This is a genomic window from Okibacterium endophyticum (assembly GCF_054780075.1).
The window spans coordinates 1-22,382 of the sequence record NZ_BAAGXA010000005.1; the positions used below are offsets into that span (position 1 = coordinate 1).

The following is a 22,382-nucleotide window of genomic DNA, read 5'->3' on the forward strand; positions in this document are numbered from 1 at the left end:
GTGTGCTGGTCATAACACTCAGTGAAGCAGTGACCACTGACACTCACCCTGCCAGAACCCGCGTAAACACGGGGGTTGTGGACACGTTCTTCGAGAAAGTTCGCTGTGCAGAAGATGGGCAGAAAAGCAGGTCTCGACACGCTCGACCACCGCGGGGTGTGGCGGGCTCGACACCGTGGGGGTCTCGACAAGCTCGACCACCGAGGGGTGTGGCGGGCTCGACACCGTGGGGGTCTCGACAAGCTCGACCACCGAGGGGCTCGACCGGTGGGGGTCTCGACAGGCTCGACCACCGCGGGGTGTGGCGGGCTCGACACCGTGGGGGTCTCGACAAGCTCGACCACCGAGAGGGGTGGCGGGTTCGTCACCGTGGGGGTCTCGACAGGCTCGACCACCGAGAGGCGGGCTCGACGATGTGCTCGCGGGTCGGGTCAGGCACGCTCGACGAGCAACGCCGCGTGACGCCCGCCGACCCGCGTGAGCACGATGGTGGCCGTGGCAGAACCGGCCAGCGACATCCGCTTGCGAAACTGCGCAGGATCGATGTCGACACCGCGCTTCTTGACCTCGAGCGCGCCGACGCCGTTCTCTCGCAAACGCCGCTTGATCGCCCGCTCGTCGAACGGCATCCGCTCGATAACGCGAAAGCGGGTGGCGAACGGACTTGAGACATCGGTGTCACCGGTGAGATAAGCGATCCTGTCGCTCACCATCCCGGCCCCGAGGTCTCTCGCAAGGTCACCGATCAGCCTGGCCCTGATCACCGCGCCATCCGGTTCGTAGAGGTATTCACCGAGCTCGCGCACATCGACGTCTTCGCTGTTCCCCGGTCCGCTGATCTCGTGGGTGCCGTCCCGGTGCATAACGACTGCAGAACGACGGATGCCGTCGCGGGCGAGCGCACCGAACCAGAGACCGAGTTCGACGACGCTTCCGTCTACGCTCACCCACTGTGCTTCGCAGTCGTCTGGAATCAGCGTGTGGTCGAAGCCCGGGCCCAGCTTCACACCCGTCGGTTTCTGCGCAGCGAGACTCCAGGCGAACACGAGCGACGGTGTGTAGTCCTCAGGCCGCGTGAGCCTCGACGTGTTGGTGTGACCGGACGTGCGGCGCGCCGGGTCCAGGTACACGGCCTCGACGTGGTTCACGTCGAACGACTCGGCGTCCTGATGCACAACGCGCGCGGATTCGAACGGAGCCAGGTTGTAGCTGGCGAGCGTGGCCGTCACCTCATCGTGCTCGACGGCCGTCACCGTGAGCCCGATGCCCGCGAGGGCCAGTGAATCCGCCCCGATGCCGCACCCGAGATCAGCCACGGACGAGAAGCCGGCCCGCGCGATCCGGCCTGCGTGCAGTGACGCCACTGACAACCGCGTGGCCTGCTCGAGCCCGGCCTCCGTGAACAGCATGCGTGAGGCGAACTCGCCGAATTTCGCGGTCGCCTTCCGTCGAAGGCGCGCCTGGGTGAGCGCGGCCGCCACCAGTTCGGGAGAGTGTCCCTGGCTTCTGAGCCGAGAAACGGCTGCGACGACGTCTGCGGCAGCTGCCGTGGGATCGATCTCGTCGATGAGCCGCAGGCCCTCGGGAGTCAGCAGGGTGAGAAGCTCGGCTTTGTCCACCCAGCCAACCTAAGGCATGTCGGATGCCTCCGTTTCATCATGCCGCTCGCTGCGGGGAGAGATGCCAGACATAGACGCGTGAATGCGCCACCCGGTCGACACGATTGGCACTCACGTTGCACGAGTGCCAACGGATCCCTAAACTGGCATTAGCACTCTCGGTGTGAGGGTGCTAACTCAAGTCTTAGTCAAGAAAGAGGTCAACCGTGTCGGTCTCCATCAAGCCGCTCGAGGATCGCATCGTCATCAAGCAGGTCGAGGCAGAGCAGACGACTGCTTCTGGTCTCGTCATTCCTGACACTGCCAAGGAAAAGCCCCAGGAGGGTGAAGTCGTCGCCGTCGGCCCCGGCCGTATCGACGACAACGGCAACCGCATTCCGCTCGACGTTGCCGTCGGCGACCGAGTGATCTACTCGAAGTACGGCGGCACCGAGGTCAAGTTCGGCGGGGACGACCTGCTCGTTCTCTCGGCACGCGACGTGCTCGCGGTTGTGGTTCGCTGAACCGCGACACGCTGAGAAACGCCCGGACGGCTGTGGCCGTCCGGGCGTTTTCGTGTTTTCGCGGGGTCTGGCTCGCGGCGTCTGGTGCACGCCGTCGCGAGTAGCATCGAGGAGTGCCAAGCCCAAGCGATCCTGCTGACGTCGATATCGGACTGAACTCGGGCACCACCTCTCGCCCTTCTCGCGGCGGCATGCTCTACGCGGTGGGTGCGTACGGCCTGTGGGGAGTCCTGCCGCTGTATTTCATCGCGGCGCTTCCGACGGGAGCCGTAGAACTCGTCGCCTTGCGGATCGTGTTCTCTCTCGTCTTCTGCGCGATCCTGATCGCCGTGACGCGGGCGTGGACACGGTTCGCCGCGCTCCTGAAGCAGCCCAAGATCCTGTTCACCATGGCGCTGGCCGGTGTGCTGATCTTCATCAACTGGCAGACGTACATCTACGGCGCTCTCAGTGGACAGGTGGTCGAGGCCTCTCTCGGCTATTTCATCAACCCGATCGTCACAGTGCTCCTCGGTGTGATTCTTCTGCGCGAGAGGCTGCGTCCCGTGCAGTGGATCGCCATCGGGATCGGTATGGTCGCCGTGATCGTACTCACCGCGGCGCACGGCAGTGTGCCGTGGATCGCACTCACCCTGGCGTTCAGCTTCGGGTTCTATGGGTACATCAAGAAGCGGGTCGGTCCGCGCGTCGATGCCATCTCCGGACTGACCCTTGAGACCGCCTGGCTCACTCCTGTCGCGATCGTGCAACTCGTCGTCGTCGCCATGGGCCCAGGCCTCGTCTTCGGCACGGTGAGCACCTGGCACACACTGTTGCTCATCGGCACGGGGGTCGTCACGGCCCTTCCGCTGCTGTTGTTCGCCGCCGCATCGCGCCGCCTGCCGCTGATCTATATGGGGTTCATTCAGTTCTTCGCCCCGCTGATCCAGTTCATCATCGGTGTTGCGATTCTGCACGAGCCGATGCCGACGGAACGGTGGGTCGGGTTCGGGCTCGTCTGGGTTGCGCTGGTGGTGCTGATGGTCGACATGGTGGTGCACGCGCAGCACGGGCGCCGTCGCGTGCGCTCCTGAGGTGAGAGCGTGCCTCGATCGGGCATGCGCGCCTGACCGCCGGCTCCACCCGGCTTTCCGATCGTTCCTCAACGTCGGCTGCACGATTCAACGACGCGGGCATAACCGAAGCCGGAGCACGGTTACGATTAAGTACCGCGTGTGCAGGCCGTCCGGGTCGTTGCAGCGCGGGCCCGAGAGGGCTTTCGCCGCTGTGAAGGGATGCAATGGAACAGCCAGACCCGTTCGGATTCGTCGGACTGACCTATGACGACGTGCTTCTGCTGCCTGGGCACACGGATGTCATTCCGAGCGAAGCAGACACCACTTCGCGCCTGACCCGTCGCATCCGCGTGTCGATGCCCCTGCTCTCGAGCGCGATGGACACGGTCACGGAGTCCCGCATGGCGATCGCGATGGCCAGAGAGGGCGGCATCGGCATTCTGCACCGCAACCTCTCGATAGCCGATCAGGCGGAGCAGGTCGACCGCGTCAAGCGGAGCGAGTCCGGCATGATCACGAACCCGGTGACCACGACCCAGGATGCCACGGTCGCCGAGGTCGACGCGTTGTGCGGGCAGTTCAGGGTCTCAGGGCTGCCGGTCGTCGACGACGACGGGGTGCTCATCGGCATCGTGACGAACCGCGACATGAGGTTCGTCGCCCCGTTCGAGACACGCACCACGCTCGTGCGCGACGTGATGACGAAGACGCCCCTCTACACGGCGCCTGTCGGCGTGAGCCCCGACGACGCCATAGCGATTCTCGCCCAGCACCGCATCGAGAAGCTTCCGATCGTCGATGACAGGGGCCGGCTCAAGGGGCTCATCACCGTCAAGGACTTCGACAAGAGCGAGAAATACCCCCTCGCGACCAAGGACGACGCGGGCCGCCTGCGTGTGGGAGCCGCGATCGGCTTCTTCGGCGACGCGTGGGAGCGCGCGACGGCTCTGCTCGACGCCGGTGTCGATGTGCTCGTCGTCGACACCGCGAACGGCGATTCCGCGGGTGTGCTCGACATCATCAAGAAGCTCAAGTCCGATCCGGCGTTCGCAGGCGTCGACGTGATCGGCGGCAACGTCGCGACGCGCTCCGGCACCCAGGCGATCATCGATGCCGGTGCGGATGCCGTCAAGGTCGGGGTGGGCCCAGGATCGATCTGCACAACCCGTGTCGTCGCCGGCGTCGGCGTCCCTCAGATCACCGCCGTGTACGAGGCGTCGCTGGCCGCACGCGAAACTGGTGTTCCGGTGATCGCGGACGGCGGCCTGCAGTATTCGGGCGACATCGCGAAGGCGCTCGTGGCCGGTGCAGACACGGTGATGCTCGGCTCGCTGCTCGCCGGAACAGATGAGAGCCCCGGCGAGCTCGTGTTCGTCAACGGCAAGCAGTTCAAGACCTACCGCGGAATGGGCTCGCTCGGCGCGCTTCAGACACGCGGCGAGAAGACCTCGTACTCGAAGGACCGCTACTTTCAGGCCGATGTGCCCACAGACGACAAACTCATTCCAGAGGGCATCGAGGGCCAGGTCCCCTATCGAGGGCCGCTCTCGGCGGTCGCGTATCAACTGATCGGCGGCCTACGGCAATCGATGTTCTACGTCGGCGCCCGCACGATCGATGAGCTGAAGGCGAAGGGAAAGTTCGTCCGCATCACACCGGCGGGGCTCAAGGAGTCGCACCCGCACGACGTGCAGATCGTCGTCGAAGCGCCGAACTACACACGCTGACCCCTGCTGTCCTCATCCGACGGCACCCCGCCGACGCGGACGATAGGCTTGTTCGGTGAACATGCAGACCGAGATCGGCGCCGCCAAGCGCGCGAGACGCACCTACGCATTCGACGACATCGCCATCGTTCCCTCGCGGCGAACGCGTGACCCTGAGGATGTCTCGGTGACGTGGAGAATCGACGCGTACCAGTTCGACACGCCATTCATCTCGGCGCCCATGGATTCGGTCGTCTCGCCGACCACCGCGATCATGATCGGTCAGCTCGGCGGGCTGGGCGTTCTCGACCTCGAAGGCCTGTGGACCAGGTACGAGGATCCGGAGCCGCTCCTCGCCGAGATCAGGAATCTTGCCCCCGATCAGGCGACACGTCGTATGCAGGAGATCTATCTCGCGCCCATCCAGCCTGAACTCGTCACCGCCCGGCTGGCCGAGATCCGCGCTGCGGGTGTGACGGTGGCTGGAGCGCTTTCGCCGCAACGAACGCAAGAGCTGTATAAGACGGTGGTCGAGGCGGGTGTGGACCTCTTTGTGATCCGCGGAACAACAGTATCCGCCGAGCACGTCTCGCAGAACCAGGAGCCGCTCAATCTCAAGGAGTTCATCTATGAGCTCGACGTGCCCGTCATCGTCGGGGGAGCGGCCACCTATACCGCGGCGCTGCACCTGATGCGCACCGGCGCTGCGGGTGTGCTCGTCGGCTTCGGCGGCGGCGCGGCGACGACGACCAGGGCGACCCTCGGCATCCACGCACCCATGGCGACAGCCGTGGCCGACGTCGCCGGCGCCAGGCGCGACTACCTCGACGAGTCCGGCGGACGATACGTGAACGTCATCGCAGACGGCGGGCTGGGTGCATCGGGCGACATCGTGAAGGCGATCGCCTGTGGTGCAGACGCCGTGATGCTCGGAACGACCCTCGCCAGGGCGACGGATGCCCCTGGCGGCGGCTTTCACTGGGGCACAGAGGCCTATCACCCCCAGCTTCCCCGGGGGCGGCGCGTCGAGGTCGGGCAGGTGGGAACACTGGAAGAGGTCTTCTACGGGCCGGCGACCGCCGTCGATGGAACGGTCAACCTGGTCGGCGCGCTCAAGCGGTCGATGGCGACCACCGGCTACTCCGACATCAAGGAGTTCCAGAAGGTCGAAGTGGTTGTGGCGCCATACTGCGTGTAATAACGTCAGAGAAAACGCGGTGACCGTTTGTCACCATGCACGATTGCGGGCGTTGGCCGGTGGTCGCGCCAGGGGAGGCAGTGATGACGAAGCCGAACACCGTTGCACGATCGAGCAAGCTGGGGCCGGCTGAACGCGTCGCCGCCATCGAGGCGATGATGTCGAAGGAACTCGACGTTCTGGTGGTCGGCGGAGGCATCGTGGGCGCAGGCAGCGCCATGGATGCCGTCACGCGCGGACTGTCCACGGGCATCCTCGAGGCGCGTGACTGGGCGAGCGGCACGTCGAGCCGTTCGTCGAAGCTTGTGCACGGCGGCATCAGGTACCTCGAGCAGCTCGACTTCGGTCTGGTTCGAGAAGCCCTCATCGAGCGTGGTCTGCTGCTCCAGCGCATCGCCCCGCATCTCGTCAAGCCCGTGCGCTTTCTCTACCCGCTGACGAAGCCGGTCATCGAACGCTTCTACATCGGCACCGGCATGCTGCTCTATGACCTCTTCAGCTGGACGGGTGGGAGACCCCCCGGTGTTCCCCACCACCGTCACCTGAGCAAGCGGCAGATCGCGCGGTCGATTCCGTCGCTCCGCAGCAACGCCTTCGTCGGCGGGCTCACCTACTACGACGCCCAGGTCGACGATGCACGGTATGTCGCATCGCTGGTTCGCACGGCATCGTTCTATGGAGCCCACGCGGCAAGCAGGGTGCGCGTGGAAGGGTTCCTCAAGGTCGGTCAGCGTGTGGTCGGTGTGAAGGCACACGATCTGCAGACGGACGAGCATTTCGAGGTTCGCGCGAAACAGGTCGTCAACGCGACAGGTGTCTGGACGGACGACACGCAGTCGATGGTGGGGGAGCGCGGGCAGTTCAAGGTGCGCGCCTCGAAGGGCGTCCACCTGGTCGTTCCCCGCGACCGCTTCCAGTCGAACATGGGGATGATCCTGCGCACCGAGAAGAGTGTGCTCTTCGTGATTCCCTGGGGTCGTCACTGGCTGATCGGCACCACAGACACCGACTGGCACCTCGACAAGGCTCACCCGGCCGCAACGGCGGCAGACATCGACTACATCCTCGAGCACGTCAACGAGGTGCTCGCGGTGCCCCTCACCCGAGACGACGTCGAGGGTGTCTACGCCGGCCTCAGGCCGCTCCTCGCCGGAGAGAGCGACCAGACGTCCAAGCTGTCCAGGGAACACATCGTCACCCACTCGGTGCCGGGGCTCGTCGTCGTCGCCGGAGGCAAATGGACGACGTACCGGGTGATGGCAAAAGATGCCATCGATGCGGCGGCAGACGCGCTCGACGGAAAGATCCCCGTCTCTGCCACCGAGAACATCTCGCTGCTCGGAGCAGAGGGGTACCAGGCCGCGTGGAACAAGCGCGGAAAGATCGCGAGGGCCTTCGGTGTGCACAAGGCACGGATCGAACACCTGCTGAACAGGTACGGTGTGCTGACCGACGAACTGCTCGACCTGATCAGGGAGCGGCCCGAGCTCGCCGAGCCGCTTCCGGGAGCGGATGACTACATCGGTGCGGAGATCCTCTATGCGGCCACTCACGAGGGCGCGCTGCACCTCGACGACGTGCTCGCCAGAAGGACCCGCATCTCGATCGAGGCGTGGGATCGCGGCGTCGCCGCGGCACCGGTGGCCGCCCAGCTGATGGGCGAAGCACTCGGCTGGGACGCCGAACGGATCGAGCGCGAGGTCTCGTTCTACCTCAAGCGCGTCGCGGCCGAGCGGGAATCGCAGGAGCAGCCAGACGACGAGTCCGCGGATCGCATCCGGCTCGAAGCGCCAGACATCGTCTCCGCAGACAACTGACGGGAACACGGTCACGGCGGTCGGGGAGAGCATCCTCGACCGTCGTTTCTCTGCGGGCGATACGTCTCGGCGCAGGGACGACTGGGTCTTCAAATAGAATTGTCTGTACACCCCACAACGACAGGAGCCACAGGAATGGTTGATGTTCGGCGGGTCAAGCTTCCGGGAGTCGGTGTTCTGCACAGCTTCACCACCGGTGACGGCGGCAAGGTCGGAGTGATCGCACATCGCTCCGGGCACAGCGACCTCATCACCTTCGCAGACAACGAAGACGGCAAGGACGCGACGAAGATCTCGTTGCGTCTCAGCGACGACGAAGCGCACACCCTCGCCGAACTCCTCGGCGGCACCCAGATCACCGAGTCGCTGACCGCACTCGACCAGATCCCCGGTCTCAGCATCGACTGGTTCACCGTCGACTATGAAGACCATATCGCCGGCCAGCCGCTCGGCGACCCTGCCGATCGCGGAATCGTCGGCCTCACGGTCGTCGCCGTGGTGAGGGGCGAATCAGCCAACCCGGCTCCGTCCAAGGACTTCCGCGTTTTTCCCGGTGACACCCTCGTTGTGGCGGGTTCACCAGAGAAAGTGGCGAAGGCGTTCTCGTTCTTTCGCACCGGCAGCCCTGACGCTCCGCCGGGGAGCTGAGCGTGCACCTCGGCGAAGATCTCGTCATCCTCGGCGCGCTCCTGCTCATCGCCTATGTGCTCGGGCGCCTCGGCAAGCAGATCGGCCTGCCGGCCATCCCGGTGTACATGCTGGTCGGGCTGCTCGCGAGTCCGCACACCGGATGGTTCCCCCTCAGCTTCGACGGCGAGTACATCGAGCTGATCGCCGTGTTCGGGCTGATCATGTTGCTGTTCAACCTCGGTCTCGAGTTCGATCAAGACGAGTTCTTCGCCAACGCGGGCAAGCTGATCGTCTCCGGTGGCTCATATATCCTCGTGAACATGGCCGCGGGGCTGGTGTTCGGCTTCGTCGTCGGGTGGGGTTCGCGAGAAGCGCTCATCATCGCGGGGATCACCGCGACGTCGTCGAGCGCCATCGTCACCAAGCTGCTGATCGAGCTGCGCCGGCTGACGAACAAAGAAACACCGATGATCCTCGGTGTGACGGTCGTCGAAGACATCTTCATCGCGATCTACCTGGCGATCGTCGGTGTGGTGCTGAGCGGGGCGACAGAGCCGTGGCGCGTTGTCGTGCAGCTCGTGATCGCCTTCACCTTCATCGTTGTGATGTTCGCGCTGGCCCGTTTCGGCGGTCGTCTGGTCTCGCGGCTGTTCCGCACCAAAGACGACGAGCTGTTCACGATCCTGTTCTTCGGGCTTGCCGTGCTCTTCGGCGGCATCGGCGAGCTCATCGGCGTGACGGATGCCATCGGCGCGTTCCTGATCGGGCTTCTGCTCGGTGCGACAAGCTACAGGAACAAGATCGAACAGGTCGCGATCCCGCTGCGCGACGTGTTCGGTGCGTTCTTCTTCGTGAACTTCGGCCTCGCCCTCGATGTGGGCGCCTTCGGCCAGGTGCTCGTGCCGGTTCTGGTCGCCGTGGTGATGACCCTGGTGCTCAACGTCGCCGCAGGCCAGTTCGTCGCCTGGCTCAACGGGCTCGGACCCCAGGCCGGAATCAACGCGGCGGTGATACTGCAGAACCGTGGCGAGTTCGCGTTGATCCTCGCCACACTCTCGCTGAGCGCCGGACTGGACGAGCGCATTCAGCCGTTCGCCGGGATGTATGTGCTGATAATGTCGATCGGAGGACCGATCCTGGCCTCGCAGTCAGAGCGCATCGGCGCAGCGGTTCTCGGAACGAATCGCACACGCCGGGCGCAGCAGAGGACCGAACGTGTGGCACGCACAGAAGAGATCGCCCTGCTCGATGCCGTGATGAGTGAGGACCCAGTCGATTCCGCTGGTCCGGTGCAGAACGACATCGACCGTGCTGTCGACGAAGCCATGAACGCCCAGGGTGACAACACGGACCACAACACGAAAAAGGAGTCTGAGCGCGATTTCTGAGACGGAGCCCTCTGAGGCACAGCCTTCCGACGCGACCCCCTCATCTCGACGACCGCGGGTGCGCACCCTCGCGCAGGTCATGCGGAGTCCGCGATGGATCGGAGCTCTCGTCTTCGCTCTCGCGGTCTCTGGCGTGTTCGCCTGGCTCGGGCAGTGGCAGCTCTCGCGGGCCATCGTCTCGGTCGAGGTGACGGAGGCGCAGACCGAGAGCCCGGTTCCGATCGGTGGCGTCATCGAGCCGGGCGCATACCTGAACGACAGCGAGATCGGGCAGATGGTCGAGGTGACGGGCAGCTTTGTGCCCGGTGACTACCTGGTGGTCTCGAATCGGATCAACCTCAACGAGACCGGGTACTGGGTGACCGGACATCTCCGCACCGAAGACGACGTCTCGCTCGCCGTCGGGCTCGGCTGGGCGCCGGACGAAGAGACGGCAGACCGGGTGGCCGCACGCTTGAACGGCGAGCCCCGGGCATCCGCCGACCGTCTGACCGGACGTCTGCTGCCCTCGCAGGGGCCGGAGCTGCCGGCAGAAGACGCGGATCCGTATGAGATCACCACCATGTCTGTGGCCCTGCTGATCAACAGGTGGACGGGCATGGAGGACCAGGATGTCTACAACGGCTATGTCGTGAGCACGGAGGTGCCCGATGGCCTGGTGCAGATCGACGCTCCGCCGCCCCAGCCGGAGACCCAGGTCAACTGGCTCAACATCTTCTATGCGGCAGAGTGGGTGGTCTTCGCCGGCTTCGCCGTGTTCTTCTGGTATCGCCTCGCGAAGGATGCGTGGGAGCGCGAGACCGATGGGTCGGCGATCGCCGCTGAGACGACAGCACATGGCGAACGCGTAGACTGAGACCATGCCTCTCGAACCTCGCGAAAGCGACATCGCTCGTGTGCCAGGTGCGCTGAAGTTCTATCAGGTGGCCTCGATCATCACGGGTGTGATGCTGTTGCTGCTCTGTGCCGAAATGGTGATGAAGTATGCCTTCGGGCTCGAGCTCGAGCTCGGCGGCGCATACGGATTTCTCGCCTTCGTTCCGATCGAGACCGTGCAGGCCGTGAACCTCTCCACGGGCATCCTGATCGCGCACGGCTGGCTCTACGTGGTCTACCTGTTCGCCGACTTCCGCCTGTGGAGCCTGATGCGCTGGTCGTTCAGCCGCTTTCTTCTCATCGCACTCGGCGGTGTCATCCCCCTTCTGTCGTTTTTTCTCGAGGGACGCATCGCCCGCGAGGTGAGAACGTATCTCGCCGAGCGCGCAGCCCGCAGCGCATCGTCCTCGTCCACCAGTTCCTCGTCCACGAGTTCCTCGTCCACCAGTTCCTCGTCCACGACCGCGGAGGCCAGCCATTAGCGAGCAGCCCTTAGAGGCGAAACCCGTTCTCGTCGTCGATTTCGGCGCGCAGTACGCACAGCTCATCGCACGTCGAGTGCGTGAAGCCGGCGTCTACTCCGAGATCGTTCCCCACACCATCTCTGCCGCAGAGGTCGCCGAGAAGAACCCGGCGGGCATTGTGCTGTCCGGCGGGCCGTCGAGTGTCTACGAGGTGGGGGCGCCCGGCCTGGACAGCGAGATCTTCGACCTCGACGTGCCGACCCTGGGCATCTGCTACGGGTTCCAGGTGATGGCGAAGGCACTCGGCGGCGAGGTGGCGAACACCGGCCTCCGAGAATACGGCTCCACGGATGCCACGGTCATGTCGGACGGCGGTGTGCTCCTGCATGACCAGCCAGACGCGCAGACCGTGTGGATGAGTCACGGGGATTCCGTCGCCAGAGCGCCGGAGGGTTTCACCGTGCTCGCATCCACGGCGTCGACCCCCGTCGCCGCATTCGGCCACGACGAGCGCCGCATCTATGGTGTGCAGTGGCATCCAGAGGTCAAACATTCCGCGTTCGGGCAGCGTGTGCTCGAGAACTTTCTGCACCGAGCGGCCGGGATCCCCGCCGACTGGACCCCGGGCAATGTGATCGTCGAGCAGGTGCAGAAGATCCGCGATCAGGTGGGCGCGGGCAAGGTGCTCTGCGCGCTGTCCGGCGGCGTGGACTCCGCCGTGGCCGCGGCGCTTGTGCACGAGGCGGTCGGCGACCAGCTCGTCTGCGTGTTCGTCGACCACGGGCTGCTCCGTCAGGACGAACGGCGTCAGGTCGAAGAGGATTACGTCGCGGCGACGGGTGTGCGTCTGATCACCGTCGACGCCCGCGATCAGTTCCTCACCGCCCTCGACGGTGTGAGCGATCCTGAGCAGAAGCGCAAGATCATCGGTCGCGAGTTCATCCGCACCTTCGAGCAGGCACAGGCCGATCTCATCGCCGAATCCCTTGAAGACGACGGCGACCCGATTCGTTTTCTCGTGCAGGGAACGCTCTATCCCGATGTCGTCGAGTCGGGCGGCGGATCGGGAACGGCGAACATCAAAAGCCATCACAACGTCGGCGGGCTGCCAGAGGACCTGCAGTTCGAACTCGTCGAACCGCTGCGCACACTCTTCAAAGACGAGGTGCGCGCGATCGGGCGTGAACTCGGGCTGCCAGAGGTCATCGTCGGCCGTCAGCCGTTCCCCGGCCCTGGCCTCGGCATCCGCATCGTCGGCGAGGTGACGGCTGAACGCCTCGAGCTGCTGCGCCAGGCGGATGCCATCGTGCGCGCTGAGTTGAGCGCCGCCGGCCTCGACAACGAGATCTGGCAGTGCCCGGTCGTGCTGCTGGCGGACGTGCGCTCTGTCGGAGTGCAGGGAGACGGACGCACCTACGGGCATCCGATCGTGCTGCGCCCGGTGTCGAGCGAAGACGCCATGACGGCGGACTGGACCCGGTTGCCGTATGACCTTCTCGCGAAGATCTCGAACCGCATCACCAACGAGGTCACCGGGGTGAACCGTGTGGTGCTCGACGTCACGTCGAAGCCGCCGGGAACCATCGAGTGGGAGTGATGGGGGGCCGGAGCGGCGGGCATTGTGCTCCTCAACTCAGACATTGACCTGAAACGGACGGCTCCCGTGAGCCGTCCGTTTCGTGTTACACCGAGTCTTCCGCGAGGGAACGGGGAGCCGCCCGTTTCAGGTCAAAACTCGCACCCCGCACAACGCCCGCCACTCCGGCTGACGGGTGGGCCGCGAGATGCGAGTGTTGTGAGGGGTGGGAGCCGCCTGTTTCGGGTCAAAACTCGCACCCCGCGAAACGCACGGCCGCCAGGCCGGCTGGGATGGCCGCGAGGAACGAGTGGCATCCGCGTTCCAGCTGGATTGTGCACAATTCCGGGCGGAATGTAAGGAAAGTCCGGTACGTTTAATGCAGACAGAGTGACTCTGTCTCACGACGTACAGAAAAGGACCTCCACCATGGCCCTCAACAACCCAGCATTCCGCAGCAACGCCTTCGACCCTCGCGGCGGCTCAGCGCTCGCCCCGCAGACGGTTTCGGCGGACCAGCTGCAGAACATGTACAACCAGCCGTCAGCCGGGTCGGTCGAGACCGACCGCATGACCGTTGAAGACACCGTCCGCAAGACAGTCATCTCGTTCGGGCTGATGCTCGTCGGAGCTGCAGTCGGATGGTTCATTCCGATGCTCGCGATCCCGGCGGCCATCGTCGGCTTTGTTCTCGCCCTCGTGAACATCTTCAAGAAAGAGCCCTCGCCCGCCCTCATCCTGAGCTATGCGGGTGCGCAGGGCATCTTCGTCGGCGGAATCTCCGTTCTGTTCGAGGGGATGGCCCCCGGTGTCGTCAGTCAGGCCGTGCTCGCGACGCTTGTCGTCTTCGGCGTGACCCTGGCGCTCTTCGCGAGCGGAAAGATCCGTGCGTCGAAGAAGGCGACGAAGATCTTTATGATCGCGATGGTCGGCTACCTGGTGTTCTCCCTCATCAATGTCGGCCTGATGATGTTCGGTGTGAACGATGACCCGTGGGGCCTTCGCGGCGGCGACATCATGGGCATTCCGATCGCACTGATCCTCGGAGTGCTCGTGGTGATCATGGCCGCATACTCACTGGTGCTCGACTTCGACTACATCCAGCAGGGTGTGCGCAACCGTGCACCCCGCAAGTACGGCTGGACCGGCGCGTTCGGCATCATGATGACGGTCATCTGGCTCTACCTCGAGCTGCTGCGTATGCTCGCCATCCTTCGCGACTAGGTCTCGACGCAACAGCGTTCGACACAGCAGCGTTAGACATAGCAGAAGGGCCGGTTCGTTCGAACCGGCCCTTCTGCTGCGTTCGGCCTCGTCGATAGCGCCCACACGCTGAGAGAAGGAGATCAGCGCGGCAGAGGGAAGATACGGGCAGAATCTCCCGCTGCCGAGCTGATCTCCTTTTCTCAGGTTGATCTCCTTTTCTCAGGTTGATCTCCACTTCTCAGCGGGTTGCCGCGCCCACGAAAAACGGCTCGTGCCGGTGACGATCACCAGCACGAGCCGTTGGCGGTGGTGCTACGCGCTCGCCACCGGCTCTTCGGCGAGAGCCGCGAGACCGTCTGAGACGCGCACACCGAGGCCGGCGTCGACGTTCGTCCAATAGGCGATCACACGCTGGCGCAGCTCGGGGATGGTGACCCCCGATGCGTGTCCGACGATGTTCGACACCATACGATCACGTGCCGCGTCGTCGAGCACCTCACGGTAGAGCGTGCCCGCCTGGCCGAAGTCGTCGTCTTCTGCGTGCAGGTCGGCAGCCGTGCGAACGAGCTCGCCGTCGTTCTCCCAGCCGCTCGACTCGGCGGCGCGTGCGGCATCGGCGTGCGGGCCCCCGAACGAGTTCGGTGCATAGACCGGCCGGTCGCTCGGAGCGAAGTCGTGACGTGACGCACCGTCTTTCGAATACGAGTGCACCTCGGTCTTCGCCGCGTTCACCGGAAGCTGCGCGTGGTTCGTGCCCACGCGGTACCTGTGGGCGTCTGCGTACGAGAAGATCCTGGCCTGGAGCATCCGGTCGGGGCTTGCCGCGATGCCGGGGACGAAGTTCGACGGGGCGAACGCAGCCTGCTCGATCTGGGCGAAATAGTTGTCGACGTTGCGGTTGAGCGTCATCGTGCCGACCTTGATGAGCGGGTAGTCGCCATGCGGCCACACCTTGGTGAGGTCGAACGGGTTGAACCGGTAGTGCTTGGCGTCTTCGTATGGCATGACCTGCACCGAGAGCGTCCAGCTGGGGTGGTTGCCCTCCGCGATGTTCGTGTAGAGGTCGCGCTGGTGATAGTCGGCGTCCTGACCGGCGATCTCGTCTGCCTGCGCCTGGCTCAGCACCTCGATGCCCTGGTCGGTCTTGAAGTGGTATTTGACCCAGAAGCGCTCGCCGGCCTCGTTGATCCACTGGTAGGTGTGCGAACCGAAACCGTCCATGTGGCGCCACGATGCCGGAAGGCCCCTGTCGCCCATCAGCCAGCTCACCTGGTGTGCGCTCTCTGGTGACAGGGTCCAGAAGTCCCACTGCATGTTCGCATCGCGCAGGTTCGAACCGGGCAGGCGCTTCTGCGAGTGGATGAAGTCGGGGAACTTGATGCCGTCGCGGATGAAGAAGACAGGGGTGTTGTTGCCGACCAGGTCGTAGTTGCCCTCGCTCGTGTAGAACTTGAGGGCGAACCCGCGAGGGTCTCGCCAGGTGTCAGGTGAGCCCTGCTCGCCGGCGACCGTCGAGAACCTGGCGAGCATCTCTGTCTTCGCGCCGGGCTGGAACAGCGCGGCCCTGGTGTACGCCGAGACGTCTTCGGTGACGACGAGCTCACCGAACGCCCCACCGCCCTTCGCGTGCACAACGCGCTCGGGAACACGCTCACGGTTGAACTGGGCCAGCTTCTCGACGAGGTAATGGTCGGTGAGCGGAATCGCGCCGTCACGCCCGACGGTCTGCGAGTGGGAATCGGCAGCGACCGGCGCCCCGGTGTTCGTGGTGGTGTGCGGGGTGGATGACAAGGTGTCTCCTTCTGTGTTGGCGATTATGGGACGGATAGGTCTGAGTGGTGAGGATCGTGCGGAGGCCGTTCACCCGGCGGAGGGGTCGCCCGCGTCTGCGCATACGGGACAGAGCCCCCAATAGGTGACCTCGGCGGTCACCACGGTGAAGCCGCCGGTGGCGGACGGGCTGAGGCAGGGCGCCCGGCCGATGGCGCAATCGACGTCGGCGACGTCACCGCACCGGGTGCAGACGATGTGGTGATGGTTGTCTCCCGTGCGGCGCTCGTAGCGAGCGGGGGAGCCCGCCGGTTCGATGCGGCGCAGCAGGCCGGCATCCGTCAGGGCGCCGAGAACCCCATAGACGGTCTGCACCGAGGTGTCTGGCAGCGCTGAGATGACAGACGTGAAGACGTCGTCTGCCGTGGCGTGAGGATGCACTCGGAGTGCGGACAGCACGTGCAGCCGGGGTGCTGTCACCTTGAGCCCGGATTCGCGCAGCGATGCGGAGTCCGCTTCGCGCGTTTCCGGATGCCGTGCTGTTGTGTCCATCGTTGTCACGATATCGGTTGTTTTGAATAAGTCAAAACAACCCTCGGAGCGCGGATGTCATCGGGCGCGTGTGCGTGATGGCGGCCGCTTGGAGTTCAGCGGGCTCTTCTTCAGCGGGCTCTTCTAGACTGGCCGCATGACAGGAGCCCCGAAGCATCCGATCGTCATCGGGCACCGCGGCGCTCCCGGCTATCGCCCGGAGCACACGGCGTCTGGATACGAACTCGCGTTCGAGATGGGGGCGGACGCCGTCGAGCCGGACATTGTCGCGACGAGGGACGGCGTGTTGGTGCTGAGGCACGAGAACGAGATCGGGGCGACGACGGATGTCGCAGACCACCCTGAGCTCGCCGACCGCAGAACCACAAAAGAGATCGACGGCCAGACGCTCACGGGGTGGTTCACCGAGGACTTCACCTGGCCCGAACTGCAGACCCTGACGTTGCGGGAGAGGATCCCCGAGCTTCGCGCGTCGAGCGCGCGCTTCGACGGCACAGAGGGAATTCTGCGCCTGCGCGACCTGTTGGCCATCGTCGAGAGAGCGTCGGAGCGGCGCCGGCGTGAGCTCGGGATCGTCGTCGAGATCAAGCACCCGACCTATTTCGCCGGGCTCGGGCTTCCGCTCGACGAGCTGCTCGCGGCAGAGCTGGAGCACACGGGCTACGCCGGCGACCGGCTCGTGATCGAGAGCTTCGAGCAGTCCGTGCTCACCCGACTGCGGCAGCGCGGTCTCGATGCGCGGTATGTCTACCTGATCGAGAAGGCCGGTGCGCCGGCCGACCTTGTCGCGTCGATGGGATCTGACGCTCCTGACTATGCGGCAGCGATGACGGATGCCGGACTCGATGCTCTCGTCGGCGGAGTCGACGGCATCAGCGTCGACAAGTCTCTGCTGATGGGCGTTGATGAAGGCGGCGAGGCGCTCGGGGCATCCGATCTGGTGGAACGGGCGCACACCCGCGGCCTCGATGTGTACACGTGGACGCTGCGGCCGGAGAACGTGTTTCTGGCGAAGAGCTTTCGGCGCGGCGACGACCGCGGGGCGTTCGGGGACTGGCGCGGTGAATTCGGCCTCATCCTCGACACGGGGGTCGACGGGATCTTCGTCGATCACACGGACCTCGGCATCGCCGTGAGGGATGCCGCCTCGAGCTGAACGCGCAGGCCGGTGTCAGCGGCGCCACGTACACTGGAATCGATATGGCGAGCAGCACTCAAGACGATCAGGCGCCCCCGCGTTCCTCGCACAGCACCCCGGTGATCATGGACGGGTCGGCGACGGCGACGCTCGGCGGCAGCGATCTCGGCAGCGCGGGCAGCCGGCTGCTGCACGGGCTGAACCCCGAGCAGCGTGAGGCCGTCGAATACCGCGGTCAGGCTCTGCTCATCGTCGCGGGCGCCGGCTCGGGAAAAACGCGAGTGCTCACCCACCGGATCGCCAGCCTCATCGAGAACCGCGAGGCATGGCCCAGCCAGATCCTGGCGATCACCTTCACGAACAAGGCGGCGAGCGAGATGCGCGAGCGCGTCGAGGCGTTGCTCGGGCAGGGTGCTCAGGGTATGTGGATCTCGACGTTCCACTCGGCGTGTGTGAGGATTCTGCGGCGTGAGGCCGAGAACTTCGGGTTCACCAAGAACTTCACGATCTACGATTCCTCCGACACCCGTGTGCTCATCAAGCGCATCATCAAAGACCTCGATGCCGACGTGCTCGGGTTCACACCCGCGAACGTCTCTGCGCGCATCTCGAAGCTCAAGAACGAGCTGGCCGACGTCGAGACCTTTGCACGTGACGTGAACCTCAGCGATCCGCGCGAGGCGGCGTTCCTGCAGATCTTCCGGCAATACACCCGATCGCTCACCGCGGCGAACGCGTTCGACTTCGACGACCTCATCGGGCAGACGGTGTTCCTGTTCCGTGCCTTTCCGCAGGTCGCCGCCCTGTATCAGAAGCGATTCAGGCACATCCTCGTCGACGAATACCAAGACACCAACCACGCCCAGTACTCCCTGATCAGGGAGCTGACCCGTGCTCCGCAGCCTGAAGCGGGTGCGCTGATCTCATCGGCAGACGAACGAGGGGCGTCGCTCACGGTCGTCGGCGACTCCGACCAGTCGATCTATGCGTTCCGCGGAGCGGACATCCGCAACATCGTCGAGTTCGAACGCGATTTTCCGGGCGCCAAGGTGGTGCTGCTCGAGCAGAACTACCGATCGACCCAGAACATCCTCTCTGCGGCGAACGCCGTCATCGGCAACAACTTCGACCGCAAAGAGAAGAAGCTGTGGACCGCCGTCGGCGACGGCGAGAAGATCGTGGGCTACACGGGGTACTCCGGGCACGACGAAGCGCAGTTCGTGGCAGACGAGATCGAGAAGCTGCATGGCGCCGGCACCGCATACAGCGACATCGCGGTGTTCTACCGCACCAATGCGCAGACGAGAGCGCTTGAAGAGATCTTCATCCGCTCGGCGTTGCCGTATCGGATCATGGGCGGCACGAAGTTCTATGAGCGGGCAGAGATCAAGGATGCCGTCGCCTACCTGGTCTCTGTCGCCAACCCGGCGGACCCCCTCGCGCTCCGGCGCATCCTCAACACGCCGAAGCGCGGAATCGGCCCGGCCACCGAGACCCAGCTCGCGAGTTTCGCCGAGGCCAACGGGATCAGCTTCAGAGAGGCGATGCGTGAGGCCTCGTCGCTCGGCCTCGGGCCGAAGGTGACGAACGCGATCCTGTCGCTTTCGGCGCTGCTCGACGAGGGCGCCGCGCTCGTGGAGCAGGGCAAGGTGTCTGAGGTGCTGTCGCTGCTCATCACCCAGAGCAGACTCGTCGACACGCTGAGGGCGAGTCGCGACCCCCAGGATGAGGCGAGGGCCGAGAACATCGAAGAACTCGTCGCCGTGTCGAAAGAGTTCGAGCGCAACAACCCAGACGGCGGCCTCGTCGACTTCTTGACCGAGGTGTCGCTCGTCGCCGCAGCCGACGAGCTCGACGATTCCTCTGGAACCGTCTCGCTGATGACCCTGCACACGGCCAAGGGCCTCGAATATGACGCCGTGTTCCTGACCGGCGTCGAAGAGGACCTGCTGCCGCACAAGATGTCTGCGTCTGAACCGGGCGGGCCGGCTGAAGAACGACGGCTGTTCTACGTGGGCATCACCAGGGCGCGCAAGCGACTGTATCTGTCTCTTGCGATGACGCGGGCGCAGTACGGCGAGACGGCCGTGGCCATGCCGAGCAGGTACCTGCAAGAGATTCCCGCCGAGCTGATCGAGTGGCGCCAGTCGCCTGGTATGGCGAACTCCAGGGGTGGCACACAGCCGAGGGCGCTCAACGCGAACCGTTCCCGATGGTCCGGCGGCAACGATCTGGCCTCGAAACCGCTCACCGAGAAACGAGACTGGCCGAACCGCGTGACCAACCAGGTGCGTGACAACGGCGATCTCGAGCTGGTTCCCGGTGACCGCATCCGTCACAGCGATTTCGGCGACGGTCGTGTGAACGCCGTGACCGGTGAGGGCCCGAAACGAGTGGCCCACGTGCAGTTCGACGCTGCCGGAACCAAGAAGCTGCTGATCAAGATCGCGCCGATCGAGAAGCTCTAGCGCGAGCCATCATCACCAGGCCCCCGAGGGCGAAGACCGCTGCGATCAACAGCCCGGCAACAGGCCCAGCGGCACCGGTCTCAGCGAGCTCGGGCGGCGCGGGCGGGTTGGGCGCGGGCGCTTCTGGCACCGGCGTCTCTGGCACGGGGAACGGCACCAGCGTGATCTCCGATGCCACACCGAACCGCGATTCCCAGGGCGCGATCCGCCCACCGCCCTGCTCGTGAGGGGTGTCGCCGGGAACGATCCGCTCCACCCAGACGTAGTAACCGGCTGCGGGGAGTGTGCACTCCGGTGTTGTGTATTCCCCTGGCCCGGTCGTCACAACGAGTTGCACGTCGCACACGACCGGGGCATCAGCGGGCGGGGCGTCCGCCTCGACGACCGGGTCGGTGAACGGCCCGAGCAGACGACTCCGGATCGTCACGGGAATAGGCGAGTAGGGGCCGCCCGGGGGCCCGTAGACGCCCCACTCCGATGTGTGTCCCTCGCTCGGAGCCACGTCGAGAGTGACGACGTCGTGCACGGCGGTTCCCGGTTGGGCTTCAGCCGCACTCGTCTGCGTGCTCACAACGGGCTGGAACGGAAACACCGAGGGACCCTCCGTCTCGGCGTCCGCCGTTGCGGTTGCCGTCGCCGTCGATGCGATGAGCAGGTTCTGCGCACCGCTCGTGCTCTCGCCCATCGACAGGGACAGGCCATAGGGGAGCGAGGTGAATCGGACCGTCGCGCTCACCTCGAGCACCCTCTCGGCACTGGTCTGCAGAATCGGGTGTCGCACCCCGTTCGTGATCGTCTTCGTGGTGCTGCCGTCTGCGAAGGTCGCTCCGCCCGCCAGCGTCGCTGTTCCCTCGTGCGCGCCCGCCGGCAGAACCGCAGACCCCTGACGGAGCGAATCGACGATGAGATCGGCTTTCAGCGAAGGACCGGGAACCGACTCCGCCGCAGAGAGGGTGAGCGTCGCGGTGACACCACGCGTGGCGTTCGCCTCGGTCTCGGCCAGCATCTGCCCGGTGAGCGCCAGCACCCGGTCGGCGTCTGGCCCGGCCTTCGCGGCATACTGCTCCACCGTGTAGCGACCGAGACCGGTGATGGACCAGGTGGCGATCTGGCCGGCTGCGGCGGTCGCCGGGTCTGCCGAGGCAGCCCACGTTCGCGAGATGTACGCGAGTTTTGCGGCGTTGTCGTCCGAGTACCAGTCCGCGCCGTCGACGGGTGTGAACGAGCCGCCGTTCGGAGTGCCGCGGTCGCTGTTGACGCAGAAGGCCGTGCGACCGTCGTCCAGGCGCCATGAGCCGAGCCAGAAGCCGCCGGAATCTGCGGAGTAATACCCGACACCGCGCCCGGTGACAGTCGTCGCCTGCGCGGGAGCGGTCATCCAGACGCTGCCGACGAGAGCGACGACGAGGGCGATGATGAGATGGACATAAGAGACGGGGGACCTGGTTGAGTTCGACATGCCAGCAGTCTTCTTGCTGACGGCGGGCGGATGCCGGGGCGGTCGTCATCGGTGCAGAACGTTCGTGCGGTGCCCGGGTTGTGCAGAACCCCTCTCAGTGCGGGGATCCTGCGTCTGCGTGCGGGTCGGCGATGTCAGCCGCGACGCCGGCCGCACGAAAGCGGCGCAGATAGTGGCGTGCGGGCCAGTGGCGAAGACGGCGTGGAAGCCTCGGCCACACGACTCGCGTCACCGTCATCACACGTCCGAACCGACGCTCGTGCCTCTCGCTCCAGTCGAGCGCGAATGCGTCTCGAAGCTCCGGTTCGAGAAGCCCGCACGTCACCAGCCTCGCCAACGGCATCACCGTGCGCAGCCAGAGCGGAGCCGCGACCGGGTGCAGAAGGTCATGGGCGACCCGCCTGGAGGCATCCGTGACGTCAAGCTCTGACAGACGGGCCTGCCACCACTCTCGGAACGCGGCACGGTCAGAGGGCCAGAGCTCCGCCGGCATCTGCAGTGAGGTTCCGAGCACCGCATAGTCCCGGTACACCCGCTCTGCGCTCTGCTCGTCGAGTGCGCCGAAAACCGGTTCATACACCGTGATCGCCGTGTCATAGAGCGTCGCCGCGACCCAGAGCTGCAGAGCCGGGTCGAACGCCGAGTATGCCGGTTCGCCGTCGGCGGAGCGCACAGGGCCGTGGGCGTGGTTCACGCGTGTGGCGACGGCCTGCTTCTCGGCGGCGGACCCATAGGCGACGACATAGACGAAGGTCAGGGTCGCGTGGAGCCGATCCAGCGGCCGGTGCGCGAAATCGCTGTGCGCGGCGACCCCGGCGCCGACAAGCGGGTGGGCGATCTGCAGCAGGATCGCGCGACCGCCACCGGCGACGAGCACCCCCTCAGCCGCGATGTCTGTGAGTCTCTGCACGGGTGTCACGATAGCGCCGGTCCCTGAGCGAGTCCGTCACGCGTCAT

At 65.2% G+C, this 22,382-nt stretch carries 18 protein-coding genes; 13 read left to right on the top strand and 5 right to left on the bottom strand.

Translation table 11 applies throughout. The annotated features are described in order from the left end of the window. Positions 1-431: 431 nt before the first annotated feature. Complete coding sequence (locus tag ACYVF5_RS04205; RefSeq protein ID WP_460943667.1) at positions 432-1,619, bottom strand: class I SAM-dependent methyltransferase; 1,188 nt, start codon at positions 1,617-1,619, stop codon at positions 432-434. A gap of 206 nt (positions 1,620-1,825) precedes the next feature. Here ACYVF5_RS04205 and groES point away from each other — a divergent pair, with 206 nt between their 5' ends. The 11 genes from groES to ACYVF5_RS04260 all read left to right on the top strand — a co-directional run bounded on the left by groES (position 1,826) and on the right by ACYVF5_RS04260 (position 14,056). Next, on the top strand, positions 1,826-2,122 hold the full coding sequence (groES, locus tag ACYVF5_RS04210; RefSeq protein WP_460943669.1) for a co-chaperone GroES: 297 nt from the start codon (positions 1,826-1,828) through the stop codon (positions 2,120-2,122). Between the two features lie 113 nt (positions 2,123-2,235). After that, positions 2,236-3,195, top strand: a complete 960-nt coding sequence (rarD, locus tag ACYVF5_RS04215; protein ID WP_460943671.1) for an EamA family transporter RarD — start codon at positions 2,236-2,238, stop codon at positions 3,193-3,195. A gap of 206 nt (positions 3,196-3,401) precedes the next feature. After that, entirely contained in the window at positions 3,402-4,904 is a 1,503-nt protein-coding gene (gene guaB, locus ACYVF5_RS04220; RefSeq protein WP_460943673.1) for an IMP dehydrogenase, read from the top strand. A 61-nt stretch (positions 4,905-4,965) separates the two neighbouring features. Further along, positions 4,966-6,081 carry a GuaB3 family IMP dehydrogenase-related protein gene (locus ACYVF5_RS04225; RefSeq protein ID WP_460945265.1) on the top strand — a complete coding sequence of 372 codons (1,116 nt, stop codon included), beginning with the start codon at positions 4,966-4,968 and terminating at the stop codon, positions 6,079-6,081. Between the two features lie 83 nt (positions 6,082-6,164). Beyond that, entirely contained in the window at positions 6,165-7,898 is a 1,734-nt protein-coding gene (locus ACYVF5_RS04230) for a glycerol-3-phosphate dehydrogenase/oxidase (protein ID WP_460943675.1), read from the top strand. A 135-nt stretch (positions 7,899-8,033) separates the two neighbouring features. Continuing rightward, positions 8,034-8,546 carry a cation:proton antiporter regulatory subunit gene (locus ACYVF5_RS04235; RefSeq protein ID WP_460943677.1) on the top strand — a complete coding sequence of 171 codons (513 nt, stop codon included), beginning with the start codon at positions 8,034-8,036 and terminating at the stop codon, positions 8,544-8,546. A gap of 2 nt (positions 8,547-8,548) precedes the next feature. Continuing rightward, positions 8,549-9,916 (top strand): cation:proton antiporter, encoded by a 1,368-nt coding sequence (locus tag ACYVF5_RS04240; protein ID WP_460943679.1) that lies wholly within the window; start codon positions 8,549-8,551, stop codon positions 9,914-9,916. Between the two features lie 58 nt (positions 9,917-9,974). Next, a complete protein-coding gene (locus ACYVF5_RS04245; RefSeq protein WP_460943681.1) occupies positions 9,975-10,772 on the top strand; it encodes an SURF1 family protein in 798 nt (265 codons plus the stop codon). A 4-nt stretch (positions 10,773-10,776) separates the two neighbouring features. Beyond that, positions 10,777-11,274 (top strand): DUF3817 domain-containing protein, encoded by a 498-nt coding sequence (locus ACYVF5_RS04250; protein WP_460943683.1) that lies wholly within the window; start codon positions 10,777-10,779, stop codon positions 11,272-11,274. Then, positions 11,270-12,853, top strand: coding sequence for a glutamine-hydrolyzing GMP synthase (gene guaA / locus ACYVF5_RS04255; RefSeq protein ID WP_460945267.1), 1,584 nt, complete (start codon positions 11,270-11,272; stop codon positions 12,851-12,853). The genes ACYVF5_RS04250 and guaA overlap by 5 nt, the downstream gene beginning before the upstream one ends. A gap of 408 nt (positions 12,854-13,261) precedes the next feature. Further along, positions 13,262-14,056, top strand: coding sequence for a Bax inhibitor-1/YccA family protein (locus tag ACYVF5_RS04260; RefSeq protein WP_460943685.1), 795 nt, complete (start codon positions 13,262-13,264; stop codon positions 14,054-14,056). Between the two features lie 294 nt (positions 14,057-14,350). Here ACYVF5_RS04260 and ACYVF5_RS04265 read toward each other — a convergent pair whose 3' ends face one another. Then, positions 14,351-15,829: a catalase gene (locus ACYVF5_RS04265; RefSeq protein WP_460943687.1), complete on the bottom strand. Its 1,479-nt coding sequence runs from the start codon at positions 15,827-15,829 to the stop codon at positions 14,351-14,353. A 69-nt stretch (positions 15,830-15,898) separates the two neighbouring features. Next, on the bottom strand, positions 15,899-16,360 hold the full coding sequence (locus ACYVF5_RS04270; protein WP_460943689.1) for a Fur family transcriptional regulator: 462 nt from the start codon (positions 16,358-16,360) through the stop codon (positions 15,899-15,901). 136 nt (positions 16,361-16,496) lie between these two features. On the opposite strand from ACYVF5_RS04270, the gene ACYVF5_RS04275 reads away from it, so the two are divergent. Further along, the gene (locus ACYVF5_RS04275) at positions 16,497-17,516 is read left to right on the top strand and encodes a glycerophosphodiester phosphodiesterase family protein (protein ID WP_460943691.1); all 1,020 of its coding nucleotides are present in this window, start codon (positions 16,497-16,499) and stop codon (positions 17,514-17,516) included. Between the two features lie 44 nt (positions 17,517-17,560). After that, positions 17,561-19,966 carry an ATP-dependent helicase gene (locus ACYVF5_RS04280; protein ID WP_460943693.1) on the top strand — a complete coding sequence of 802 codons (2,406 nt, stop codon included), beginning with the start codon at positions 17,561-17,563 and terminating at the stop codon, positions 19,964-19,966. Here ACYVF5_RS04280 and ACYVF5_RS04285 read toward each other — a convergent pair. Both ACYVF5_RS04285 and ACYVF5_RS04290 read right to left on the bottom strand, forming a co-directional pair. Next, positions 19,938-21,425 (bottom strand): hypothetical protein, encoded by a 1,488-nt coding sequence (locus ACYVF5_RS04285; RefSeq protein ID WP_460943695.1) that lies wholly within the window; start codon positions 21,423-21,425, stop codon positions 19,938-19,940. The genes ACYVF5_RS04280 and ACYVF5_RS04285 overlap by 29 nt on opposite strands. A 94-nt stretch (positions 21,426-21,519) precedes the next feature. Further along, positions 21,520-22,335 carry an oxygenase MpaB family protein gene (locus tag ACYVF5_RS04290; protein ID WP_460943697.1) on the bottom strand — a complete coding sequence of 272 codons (816 nt, stop codon included), beginning with the start codon at positions 22,333-22,335 and terminating at the stop codon, positions 21,520-21,522. Positions 22,336-22,382 lie beyond the last annotated feature (47 nt).